At 68.0% G+C, this 11,886-nt stretch carries 10 protein-coding genes; 6 read left to right on the top strand and 4 right to left on the bottom strand.

What is annotated here, in order from left to right:
• Nucleotides 1-80: 80 nt before the first annotated feature.
• On the bottom strand, nt 81-785 hold the full coding sequence (locus E1261_RS47195) for a GbsR/MarR family transcriptional regulator (protein WP_132414508.1): 705 nt from the start codon (nt 783-785) through the stop codon (nt 81-83).
• Between the two features lie 142 nt (nt 786-927).
• Between E1261_RS47195 and E1261_RS37560 the strand changes: the two genes are divergently transcribed.
• Together E1261_RS37560 and E1261_RS37555 are read left to right on the top strand one after the other, a co-directional pair.
• Nucleotides 928-1,749 carry an oxidoreductase gene (locus E1261_RS37560; RefSeq protein WP_132414507.1) on the top strand — a complete coding sequence of 274 codons (822 nt, stop codon included), beginning with the start codon at nt 928-930 and terminating at the stop codon, nt 1,747-1,749.
• Nucleotides 1,750-1,755: 6 nt separating this feature from the next.
• Nucleotides 1,756-3,243: an MFS transporter gene (locus E1261_RS37555; protein WP_202875376.1), complete on the top strand. Its 1,488-nt coding sequence runs from the start codon at nt 1,756-1,758 to the stop codon at nt 3,241-3,243.
• A gap of 8 nt (nt 3,244-3,251) precedes the next feature.
• On the opposite strand, the gene E1261_RS37550 is transcribed toward E1261_RS37555, so the two are convergent.
• Complete coding sequence (locus E1261_RS37550; protein WP_132414506.1) at nt 3,252-4,154, bottom strand: NADP-dependent oxidoreductase; 903 nt, start codon at nt 4,152-4,154, stop codon at nt 3,252-3,254.
• A 98-nt stretch (nt 4,155-4,252) separates the two neighbouring features.
• On the opposite strand from E1261_RS37550, the gene E1261_RS46990 reads away from it, so the two are divergent.
• The gene (locus E1261_RS46990; protein WP_272948633.1) at nt 4,253-5,314 is read left to right on the top strand and encodes a helix-turn-helix transcriptional regulator; all 1,062 of its coding nucleotides are present in this window, start codon (nt 4,253-4,255) and stop codon (nt 5,312-5,314) included.
• On the opposite strand, the gene E1261_RS37540 is transcribed toward E1261_RS46990, so the two are convergent.
• Nucleotides 5,311-7,734: a beta-glucosidase family protein gene (locus E1261_RS37540; protein WP_132414505.1), complete on the bottom strand. Its 2,424-nt coding sequence runs from the start codon at nt 7,732-7,734 to the stop codon at nt 5,311-5,313. The two genes, E1261_RS46990 and E1261_RS37540, sit on opposite strands and share 4 nt — an antisense overlap.
• Before the next feature lie 47 nt (nt 7,735-7,781).
• Between E1261_RS37540 and E1261_RS37535 the strand changes: the two genes are divergently transcribed.
• Both E1261_RS37535 and uidA read left to right on the top strand, forming a co-directional pair.
• Nucleotides 7,782-8,351: a TetR/AcrR family transcriptional regulator gene (locus E1261_RS37535; protein ID WP_132414504.1), complete on the top strand. Its 570-nt coding sequence runs from the start codon at nt 7,782-7,784 to the stop codon at nt 8,349-8,351.
• Between the two features lie 33 nt (nt 8,352-8,384).
• Complete coding sequence (uidA, locus tag E1261_RS37530) at nt 8,385-10,145, top strand: beta-glucuronidase (protein ID WP_132414503.1); 1,761 nt, start codon at nt 8,385-8,387, stop codon at nt 10,143-10,145.
• Here uidA and E1261_RS37525 read toward each other — a convergent pair.
• Complete coding sequence (locus E1261_RS37525) at nt 10,142-11,023, bottom strand: S41 family peptidase (protein WP_132414502.1); 882 nt, start codon at nt 11,021-11,023, stop codon at nt 10,142-10,144. The genes uidA and E1261_RS37525 overlap by 4 nt on opposite strands.
• Before the next feature lie 56 nt (nt 11,024-11,079).
• Between E1261_RS37525 and E1261_RS37520 the strand changes: the two genes are divergently transcribed.
• A complete protein-coding gene (locus tag E1261_RS37520) occupies nt 11,080-11,595 on the top strand; it encodes an ArsR/SmtB family transcription factor (RefSeq protein WP_132414501.1) in 516 nt (171 codons plus the stop codon).
• The last annotated feature ends 291 nt before the right edge of the window (nt 11,596-11,886 follow it).

Below are 11,886 nucleotides of genomic sequence, written 5' to 3'. Positions count from 1 at the left end.
CCACCCACCGAGCCCGCACCCGTCTGACGGGACACGAAGTTCCCTCGAACATCCGCGTCATCTGGTGAATCAGCGCCGGATCACCCCCTGCGTTGCTTGGTGAGGGCTTGGCGCCAGTGCTCGGCTGCCAGGGTCATGTCGCGGCCTAGGTGTTCGAGGAATTGACTGGTGGTGTGGAGGCGATCGCCGGTCGGCGTGTCGATCCCGAAGATTTCGGCACCTTGCCGGGCGGTGTCGGCCCACCTCGCCATCGCCTTGGTACTGGCCGTCCAGGCGCGGTACCAGGCATCGAGGTCGACGCTGTACCGCACCCGGCGGGCCTCACGTTCGCGGCCGACCAACTCCCGTTGCTCCAGCCATCGGACAGCGTGCGAGATCGTCGCCGGGCTGACGTGCAAGTGCTGCACCAGCTCCGCGGACGTCAGGCTGCCGCGCTCGCTGACGAACAAGGCGACGAAGACCCGTGCCGTCATGGGCGCCATCCCCGTCTCGATCATGATGGCGACGAAGTGCTCTTCGAACTCCCGGACCGACGGCGCCTCGGCAATCGGGACAGCCGGTACGGCGGCGTCGTACGGGCGCTTGCGGCGTCGCGCACGCCAAGTCGTGGCCAGCTGTGCGCGGGCTGCCCGGTAGCCATGCGGACCGCCGTTCCTGGCGATCTCGCGGGTGACGGTCGACGTCGGCCGACCCAGCCGCCGAGCGATCTCCGCGTAGGTCAGGCCGTCCGTCAGTCCGTCGGCGATCTGGCGACGCTGATCCGCCGTCAGCCGGTCTCCTGGCATCTGCCGCGCTCCCATCGGATTGCAATCACCTACAGGCTCATTGCACCAATATATGTGCTCTGACCTGCGCAGATGTCAAACGGTAGTTGTTGGGAGGCGGAACACAAACCTAGCCTCGGCCTCGAGCGAAGAGGAGAAAGTCATGAAGAAGGTCGTTCTCGTCACCGGGGCCTCAGCGGGGATCGGCAAGGCCACCGCACTCGAGTTCGTTGCCGCCGGCCACATTGTGTACGGCGTTGCCCGGCGGGTGTCCCGAATGGGTGACATCCGCGACGCCGGCGGGCACGTGCTGGCCATGGACGCACGTCGCCCGGAGGACCTGGACCAGGTCGTTCGGACGGTCATCGATGAGCAGGGCCGCCTCGACGTCCTCGTCAACAACGCCGGGACCGTCCTGCACGGTGCGGCCGAGGACATCCCGCTCGACCTGGCCCGCGACCAGTTCGAGGTCAACGTCTTCGCGCCGGCCAGGCTGGTGCAGCTCGTCCTGCCACACATGCGCGAACGGGGATCCGGCACGATCGTCAACGTGTCCTCCATCGGCGGGGAGATCGCGCTCCCGCTCGGCTGCTGGTACTACGCGACGAAGCATGCGCTGGAGGCGTACTCCGACACCCTGCGGATGGAGGTCGAGCCGTTCGGCATCAACGTCGTGATCATCCAGCCGGGCATCATCAAGACCGAGTTCGAAGACCGCACGGCACAGGACCTGCGTGAGATCTCCGGTACGACGGCGTACGGCGAGGTGGCCGAAGCGATGGCCCTGCGCGCCGAAGCACAGTTGGGTGAGAACAGCCAGGGCAGTGATCCGAGCGTCGTCGCCATGACGATCCGGCAGGCCGTCGAAGCCGACAAGCCGGAGACGCGCTACGCGGTGGGCTGGATGGCCGACAAGCTCCTGGAACTCGGCCGGACTTTGCCGGACCGCGAGTTCGACAAGCTCGTCACGGTCGCCGGGAAGTAGGTCCCGATGACCGACCAACCCAATCCGCGCCGGTGGTGGACACTCGCCGCACTGGTGCTCGCCTCGCTGGCCGTCGGCTTCGACGCGACCATCCTGAACCTGGCTCTGCCGACGATGGCCGACGACCTGGATGCCGGCAACGCGCAGTTGCAATGGTTCGTCGCCGTCTACACCCTGGTGCTCGCGGCCGGCATGATCCCGGCCGGCATGATCGGCGACCGTCTCGGCCGCAAGAAGGTGATGCTGGCCGCGTTGGCGATCTTCGGCATCAGCTCGCTGGCCGCTGCCTACGCTTCCTCGACCGGGCTCTTCATCGCGGCCCGCGCCGTACTTGGTCTCGGCGCCGCACTCATGATGCCTACGATGCTGGCCCTGATCCCGACGATGTTCACCCCGGAGGAGCGGCCGAAGGCGATCGGGACGCTGGCGGGTTCCTCGCTGCTGGCCTTTCCGATCGGTCCCCTCCTGGGCGGCTGGCTGCTGAACCACTTCTGGTGGGGTTCGGTCTTCCTGATCAACATCCCGGTGGTCGTGCTGGCCGTCCTCGCGGTCGCTGCGTGGATGCCGGAATCGGAACCTCAACGTGGCAAGCGGATCGACCTCGGCGGCCTGCTGCTGTCGAGCGCTGCGATGACAGCGTTGACCTACGGACTGATCGAGATCGGCGAGCGCGGCTGGACGGACGGCGCCGTACTCGGACCGATCCTCGGCGGCGCCGCCGCGCTGGCACTGTTCATCGTCTGGGAACGACGGTTCAGCGAGCCGCTGGTGGAGCTCTCGCTCTTCTCCAACGCCCGCTTCACCGCCGGCACCGCGCTGGCGACAGTCGTCAACTTCACCCTGTTCGGCGTGCTGTTCGTGATGCCGCAGTACTTCCAGGCGATCATGGGCGCGGATGCGATGGGAAGCAGCCTGCGGCTGTTGCCGCTGATCGGCGGGATGCTCGTAGGCATGGTGGTCGCCGGCAGATTGGGTACGGCGATCGGCCCGAAACTCACGGCTGCGCTGGGATTCGTGTTGTTGGCCGGGTCTCTGTTCTTCGGCGCCACCACCGGTGTCAGCAGCGGTGCTGCCCTCATGGTTGGGTGGACAATCACGTACGGCGTGGGGCTCGGCCTCACACTGCCTACCGCCATGAATGCAGCGCTTGGTGCCCTGTCGCCGGCCAGCGCCGGTGTCGGCGCCGGTGTCACGCAGTCCGTCCGTACCTTGGGCGGCAGTTTCGGCGCGGCGATCCTGGGCTCGGTTCTGTCCTCCGCCTACCGCGACGCGGTCCCACCCCAAGCACGCGAGAGCGTGTTCGCGGGCCTCGCCGCAGCGCGGTCCGAGCATTCAGCGGCATTGGAAGCGACCGTCCGCTCCGCGTTCGTCCACGGTCTCAACCTGGTCCTGGTCACGAGTGGGGCCCTCGCCGTACTCGGCCTACTCCTGGCCGTGGCCTGGCTCCCGAGCACAGCCGACCGAACCCAGCAGGCCACGTCCACACCATCATGATTCAACTGTCACGGGATCAAGATCACCTTGCCGCCAGCGTGGCCGGTTTCGCTCAGGTCATGGGCCCGCCCGGCGTCGGCCAGGTTGAAGGTTGCGGCGACGCGGACGCGGAGCGCGTTGTCTGCGACCAGTTGGGCGTAGTGGGTGAGCTGCGGGCCGAAGGAGCGGGCGCTGCCGGAGAAGACGATGCCCAGGTCGAAGGCTCGGAGGTCGGTGATGGTCACGATCCGGTCGGTGCTGCCGCGTAGCTCGATGGACACGTCCAAGGCGTCTTGGCCGGCGGCGTCGAAGACTGCGTCGATGCCTTGCGCTGCGAGGACGCGGACTCGGTCGGCCAGGCCGTCGCCGTAGGTGACCGGCGAGGCGCCGAGCGAGTGGAGGTAGTCGTGGTTGCGCGGGGCGGCGGTGCCGATGACGGTGACGCCGCGGTTCACCGCGAGCTGGACGGCGACCGCGCCGACCACACCGGCCGCACCGTGCACCAGCAATGTCTCGCCTGCCTTCACCGCAAGGATTTCGAGCACTCGGTCCGCGGTTTCCACGGCCACGGGCAGCGCGGCGGCGGTCTCCCATTCGAGGCCGGCCGGTTTGAGGGCAAAGTCGTTGGCCAGGGCGTACTCGGCGTACGAGCCGGTCACGGTCGGAGCCAGTACCTCGTCGCCCACCGCGACACCGGTGACACCCGGACCGATCTCATCGACCACACCGGCCGCTTCCATGCCGAGGATCGCTGGGAAGGAGGCCGGCGCCATGTCGGGCATCCAGCCTCTGCGGATCTTGTAGTCCACCGGGTTGACGCCCGCGGCCATCACCCGCAGCCGCACCTGGCCGGGGCCGGCGTGCGGCTCCTCGACGTCCTCCAGCCGCAGAACCTCCGGGCCGCCGTACTCCGCAAAAACGATTGCCTTCATCTGTCTCACTCCCAAGATCCGGTTGATGACTCCAGCTTGGAGACTGAGCGGCCGTAGCCCGGCCAGTCACCATCGCCGACCTGGCCGCGATCCGGACGTTGCTGCCCGCACGAGGCACCTGGCAGGGACGAGCCACGGTCGCAGGCGCCGACGTACCGGTGGTGGCCCTGGCCAGTGACGCCACCGAGCAGGGCGCACTGCTCGTCCTGGTGCGGACCGAGGACACCGCCGTACCGGAGGAGCACTTGGCTGCCGCCTTGGAGCTGTGGGACCTGGTGACGGCTCACCGGGAGGGCCTGCGGAACGAGGCCGCACCCGAGTGGCTGGCCTTGTCCAGAGCGGCTGCGGCGGCCCGCGCCGTTGCCATCTCCGATCTCGGCGACGCGCACGGGAGCGCGCTGACCGCGCTGCTCGGCGTCTTGCGCGACCGCTCCCTGGGCGACGGGGATGCGCGGACCCGCGCCATCGATCTCGCCGTCACTGCCCTGGCCCACCTGCGTTCCCGGGCAGAACTGGACCATGCGATGGCCGAAGAGCGGGTCGGTACGGCGTTCGACCGCCTCGGCGCCTCCCTCACCCGGGTCCTGCGCCCCCGCGGCGTGCAGCTCGAGCTGGGCAGGCCCGGTGCGGAGGAGGGCGCGGACCGGGTGCTGCCCGCCGATGTCGCGGCCACGGCGCGCGCAGTCGTCAGAGCCGTCGTACACACGATGCTGGACGACCAACGGCAGGTACGGCGGATCCACGTCGGTTGGAAGATCGATGCGGCCGAACTGCGCGCCACCGTCCGCGACGACGGCCCTGGCGCGCTGTCCCGCGCTGCCCTCGATTCCCGCCGAGTCGCGGAACGGCTAGCCCCTCTGGGCGGCCAGCTGGCGGTGGACGCCGTACCGGGCTGGGGCACGGCGGTGACCATCCACGTCTCGCTCGGCCCGCCCGACACTCCGCGCGAGGACCCGCTGACGGTGCTCGGCGCGCGGGAACTGGAGGTGCTGGCCCAGCTGGCTCTCGGCCGGCGCAACCGAGACATCGCCGGCGAACTGCACATCAGCGAATCCACTGTGAAGTTCCACGTGGCGAACATCCTGGAGAAGCTGGGCGTCACCTCACGCGGCGAGGCAGCCGCGCTGGCGCACGAGTGGGGCGCAACCGCGCCCCGCTAGCCAAGCCCGATCTTGAGTTGGGCCGACAGCGGGAGGTCTGACACCGACGAGCCCGCGAGGAGGTTGAAGGTGCCGGGCTCGGTGGTCCAGGTGGTGTCCCAGTGCTCGAAGGTGTGTTTGTGCAGGGGGATGGTGATCTCGGTGGTCTCGCCTGCGGCCAGGCGGACGGCGGCGAAGCCTGCGAGCCAGCGTACTGGGCGATCTACAGTGCTTTCAGGGCGTTCGGTGTACACCTGTACGACGTGCTTGCCGGATCGCTCGCCCGTGTTGTGGACGGTCACCGAAGCGGAGGTCGCGGAGGCGCGGAGGTCGGAGAGCGACCAAGTGGTGTAGCCGAGGCCGTGCCCGAAAGCGAAGGCCGGTTCGGTCCCCGCGCGAAGCCAGGCGCGATAGCCGATGTGAACTCCTTCGTCATACCGGACGGTCCCGTCCTGGGGAGTGACGTCGATGACCGGTACGTCGGCCTCGTCGCGCGCCCAAGTCGTCGGGAGCCGGCCACCTGGCTCGACGATGCCGAGCAGTACGTCGGCCAGCGCGTTGCCGTACTCCTGGCCACCGAAGTAGGTGACCAGGAGCGCCGCAACGTCGTCACGCCAAGGCAACTGGACGGGCGCGCCCGCATTGACGACGACGACCGTGCGCGGGTTCGCCGCAACCACGGCCCGCACCAGCTCGTCCTGCAGGCCCGGGAGTTCCAGCGTCGTACGGTCGTAGCCCTCGGACTCGACCTTGGAATTGGTGCCGACGACAACGACCGCGACATCGGCCGCCCGCGCGGCCACGACGGCCTCGGCGATCAACGCTTGCGGGTTCGAGCGGTCCGGCTCGACGCCGACCGTGATACTCATGGCGCCGCTCAGACCGCCTTCGTGGCCTGGCAGTTCGAGTTCCACGCGGACGTCGACCGGCCGGCCGGCGACTACGTCGAACGGCGTGGAGATCGATGGCGGCGACAGCAGAGCGGCTCCGAGATCCGTCCCGACCGGTACGGCGGTCTCCTCGCTCAGAAGGTTGCCGTCGGCAAAGATGCGGCCGCGGCCGACCGAGGCGAAGCCGAGCAGTACCGATCCGGACGCCGTCGGCGTGTACGTCGTACGGAACTCGAAGACGGATGTTTCGGCGATCGGCACGTCGCTGCCGAGATAGACCAGTGCGCTGGAGAAGCGATCCTCGGCGAACAGCTCGGCCCCGTCCGCGGCCAGGAAACGGACCCGGGCGCCCGGCTGTCCGGTCACCGGGTTGGTCATCGTCGAGAGCGGCAGCTCAGCGACACCTTCCTGAACCACCGCGCCGATCGAATACGTCACCTCGACCTCGGGTAGCGCGGCACGGAGTCCGTCGAGCGGTGAGACCACGGACGCCGGGACAACGGTCGCACTACCGCCTCCCTGGGTCCGCGCGTCCCGCGCGTTGTGCCCGATGACCGCGACCCGCTGGAGCGTGGCCGCGTTCCACGGAAGCTCGTCGGCGTTGCGCAGCAGAACTGAACCTTCGGCCGCCGCGGATCGCGCGAACGCGACGGTATCGACCTCCGGAACCTCAGCCGGCTTCTCGAACCCTTCGAGCGCGCCGACCCGGGCCGCCAGCGCGAGCAGCCGCAGCACCTTCCGGTCGATGGCTTCCTCCGGGACCTCACCCGATCGCACCGCAGCGACCAAGGCGTCACCCCAGGCCCCGACCGGGCCCGGCATCGCCAGGTCCTGCGAGTGTTTCGCGCTTTCCACGCTGCGTACGGCGGTCCAGTCGCTGACGACGACGCCGTCGAAGCCCCACTCGCTGTTCAGCGGAGTCTCGAGCAACTCGTTCTCCGACGCGGTCGCGCCGTTGATGGAGTTGTACGCGCTCATCACCAGCCAGGCCTTCGAATCGGTCACCGCCTTCTCGAACGCCAGCAGGTACACCTCGCGCAGCGCACGCTCGCTGACCACCACGTCAGCGGTGAAGCGGTCGGTCTCGAAGTCGTTCGCGACATAGTGCTTAGGGGTTGCAGCGACACCAAGAGCCTGTACGCCGGCCACGTAGGCGGCAGCGAGTTCGGCGGTCAGCACCGGATCCTCGCTGAACGCCTCGAAGTGGCGACCGCCTAGCGGTGATCGGTGCAGGTTGATCGTCGGACCGAGTACGACGTCCACGCCCTTGCGGCGTGCCTCGAGCGCGGACACGACGCCGTACTGATGGGCGATGGCGAGGTCCCAGGAGGACGAGAGCGCAGTTGCGGACGGAAGGTTGAGCGACGGGTCGCGCTCGTCCCAGACCGGGCCCCGGACGCCGCTCGGGCCGTCGGACAGGACCATCGACCGCAGGCCGATCTTGGGCAGCGGGTGGGTCGACCAGAAGTCCTGACCGGTGAGGATCCGGACCTTCTCCTCGAGGGTGAGGCGACCGAGGAGATCGGTGAAGTCAGCAGGCGTCGGGCTCATGCGCTTCACTGTAGGCGCGAAAACCAAATGCTGCTAGGTTTTGAGCCATGCCATCACGAGGTCCGTATGCGAAGGGCGTCGCCAAGCGCGAAGAGATCCTGACCAAAGCTTTGGAAGTCATCGCCAGGCAGGGCTATCGCAAGACATCCACCCGCGAGCTGGCGAGTGCCGTCGGGCTGAGCGAGGCCGGTCTGCTGCATTACTTCGGGTCGAAGGAGAAGCTCTTCGAGGAGGTCCTGCGAGCACGCGACGAGGTCGACACGGCGAGGTTGGGCGACGACTCCGACGCCGTCGGCAAGCTGGACGCCATCGTGCGCCACAACGCCGGCGTACCAGGCCTGGTCCAGCTGTACTCGACCTTCTCGGCCGAAGCCGGCGATCCGCAGCACGGCGCGCACGAGTTCTTCGTGGAGCGCTATCAACGGCTACGCCACGCGCTGACTGAAGCCGTTCAGGCTCGGCAAGCAGACGGGACAGTCAGTACGGCGGCCGCTCCGGAGAAGATCGCCACCCTGCTGATCGCCTTGTCCGACGGGCTGCAGATCCAGTCGCAGTTCCAGCTGCCGGACGAGCCGGCGGACCTTCTCGACCACCTGCTCGAACTGCTGCGGCCCTAACTGCCCCCCCACAGACCGAGGGAGATCGACACCATGCTTCGTCCGCAGGATGGTCCTACTCGTGAACGGCGCTCGCTGTCCGGATTGTGGAGGTTCCGGCTCGACGCCGAGGGAGCCGGTCGAACGGACGAGTGGTGGCGCTCGCCGCTCGAGAAGGCCGTCGACATGCCGGTGCCGGCCAGCTACAACGACATCTACCCCGACGAGACGATCCGCGACCACGTCGGCGACGCCTGGTACCAGACCGAGGTCCGGGTGCCGGCAAGCTGGGCTGAACAGCGCGTCGTACTGCGCTTCGACGCCGCGACCCATCGCGCCGCCGTCTGGGTGAACGACGTACAGGTTGTCGAGCACACAGGTGGCTACACGCCGTTCGAGGCCGACGTCACCGCCCAACTGCGGCCGGGGGCCGCGAATCGCGTCACGGTCGTGGTCAACAACGAGCTCAGCTGGTCATCGATCCCGCCAGGCCGAATCGAGGATCAGCCGGACGGTCGCCGGGTGCAGCGCTACTTCCACGATTTCTTCAACTACGCGGGCCTGCATCGTCCGGTCTGGCTCTACACGACGCCGACGACGTACATCAGCGACATCAGCGTGGCGACGACCTTCGACGGCACAACGGGAGTGATCGACTACCGGGTGGAGGTCGATGGTCCGCTCCGCGTCGTTCTGCGCGATGCCTCAGGCAACGAGGTTGCCGCGGCCGCCGGCGCGGTCGGGACGTTGCGGATTCCCGACGTTCATCCCTGGGCGCCCGGTGACGGCTACCTGTACGAACTCGAGGCCACCATCCCCGGCGAGCGCGGAGACAGCTACCGCCAGCCGGTCGGCGTCCGCACGGTCGAGGTGCGCGGGCAGCAGTTCCTGATCAACGGCAAGCCCTTCTACTTCAAGGGTTTCGGCAAGCACGAGGACGCCGCCGTACGCGGCAAGGGGTACGACGATGCGCTGATGGTGCACGACTTCGCGCTACTGGACTGGATCGGCGCGAATTCCTTCCGCACGTCCCACTACCCCTATGCCGAAGAGGTCCTCGACTACGCCGACCGGCACGGCGTGGTCGTCATCGGCGAGACGCCCGCTGTCGGTCTGAACCTCAACCTCGGTGGCGGGATCTTCAACTCCGGCAAACGTCCGACGTTCTCCCCCGACACGGTCAGCGACGACACCCAGCAGGCCCACCTGCAGGCCATCCGGGAGTTGGTTGCCCGCGACAAGAATCGCCCCAGTGTCGCGCTGTGGTGTCTGGTGAACGAGCCGGACAACATCCAGCCGGAAGCGCGCGACTACTTCAGGCCACTCGCCGCCGAAGCTCGACACCTCGATCCGACACGTCCTATCGGCTACGCCAACGCACTCATGGGTCCACCGGCCGAGTGCATGATCACCGACTTGTTCGACGTCGTCCTGCTCAATCGGTACTACGGCTGGTACGTCGGCACTGGTGACCTCCGGACCGCCGAGACCGCGCTCGAGGACGAACTGCGACAGTGGGCCGGCCTGCACGACAAGCCCATCGTCATCACCGAGTACGGCGCCGATACCTATCCAGGCCTGCGCGCCACCCTACCCAGCCCGTGGACCGAGGAGTTCCAGGTCGAACTCCTCGACGTCTACCACCGGGTCTTCGACCGGGTCGACGCGGTGGTCGGAGAGCATGTCTGGAACTTCGCCGACTTCGCCACCTCGCCGGGTGTCTTCCGCGTCGACGGCAACAAGAAGGGCGTCTTCACCCGCGACCGCCGCCCCAAGACGGCGGCCTTCCGCCTCCGCGACAGATGGCACAGCTAGCGGTGGGGTTCGGAGCGTTCGCGTGACTGGTTGAGCGCGTGGTCGAGCGCGGCGTCGGCCTGGCATTCGATGTCCGGGATCACGCCGACCTGCTCCCAGTTCGTGCCGGTGACGGTGTTCACCGAACGGGCGATCGGCACGGTCAGCTCCAAGGTGCCGGTCACCTCGAAGACCTCGACCGGATGTGCGCCGCCGCCGGTGCGCTCGCCGATCACCGTCGCGCGGCCGTGGGCCTGCAGGTTGTAGGCCAGCTCTTCGCAGCCGGAGAACGTGCTGGCGCTAGTCAGCACGCAGATGGGGACCGACAGCGGCAGCCTTGCGGCGGCGGGGTTCGTCCAGAACTGCCGGACGCTCCCGTCACGCGAGACGAGGTCCTGCAGGTGCACGGGCTCGTCGCCGAGGAGGTAGCCGCAGATGACGGCCACCGTTTCGGGGACGCCGCCGCGGCCGGCGCGCAGGTCGATGATCAGCCGGTCGACACCAGCCAGCAGTCCGAAGGCGGCGACGACGTACCGCTCGGCCATGTGCACCGGAGACGTGTACGGCGCGATGGCCAGCAGGCCGGTGTTTTCGGCCAACCGCTCCACCCGACTGATGCCACCGGCGTTACGGACCGCCTCGGCGGCGAAATGCTGCTCCCAGTCATCAGGGCGGGACAGAGTGCCGGACGGGCGGTACCGCGCGCGGAGATGCCGGTCCTGGTTGACCGCCTGCAGCCGCTCGGTCAGCCGGGCGGCGGTCCCGGCCGGGTCGGTGTCCAGGGCGGCCGTGTCGAGATCGGCCAGCCCGGCCACGATGGCCTCGGCCACCTCGGGGAAGACGTAGTTCTCGCTGACCAGGGCGGCGATTCGTTCGTTCAGGTGCGCTGTGATCGTCATGTCCCCAGTCCAGCAGCGGCCTTGACAAAGCGACAACAGTTCTTGACGCTTGATTCATGAACCCGTCAGATCTCTTCGACGCCACCGGCGCCGCCCACGCCCGCGCCCTGGCCCATCCGACCCGGCACCGCCTGCTCCTCGAGCTCGGGGAGGGCCCGGCGACCGTCAGCCAGCTGACCAACCGCCTGATGATCAACAAGGGAAACGTGGCCCACCATCTGGCAGTCCTCGTCGAGGCAGGCCTGGTCCGCAAGGGATCCACACGCACCGTGCGCGGCGGCACCGAGCAGTACTACGACCGCCCGGCCCGCGCCATCAAGTTCGAAGGTGGACCCGAAAACGCCACCCTGTTCGCGATGATGAGCAACCTGGCCAACGAGATCGCCCGCGACAAGCAGGCACTACTGAACCACCGAATCCTGCGCCTGACCGAACACCAGGCCGCCGCATTGACCAAACACCTCGACACCCTCGTCCACGAACTCAAGCCAGCAGGCCCACGCGAGCAGCGCTTCGGCGTAGTAGTCAGCGTCTACCGCCACGGCCGCAGGCCAACTCGCGCACCCGTGTAGTGGACCTCCTGGATCCACTCGTCATGTGGCTGCAGGTGGAGCCGGCGGCTACTCCGGTACTACGAGCAGCAGGGACTGCTTGAGCCGGGGTTCAACTGGTCCGATCGTATCGATCACGCAGAGTCTTGACAGCTTGCACACAGTAGTCTTCTCTGTTGTTAGCGCGAACACCTCCTCCCGCCCCCTCTGAAGGAGTGTCATGCGAATCGTTGCTCTGCTTGCCCTGCTGGGATCCGCGCTGGTGCCGTTCCAGGCCTCAGCGGCACCCGAACCCACCCGCTCCGTGACGGC

It is taken from the genome of Kribbella albertanoniae (assembly GCF_004348455.1).
Taxonomy (GTDB): domain Bacteria; phylum Actinomycetota; class Actinomycetes; order Propionibacteriales; family Kribbellaceae; genus Kribbella; species Kribbella albertanoniae.
This window is presented reverse-complemented; position numbering and strand designations above follow the sequence as displayed.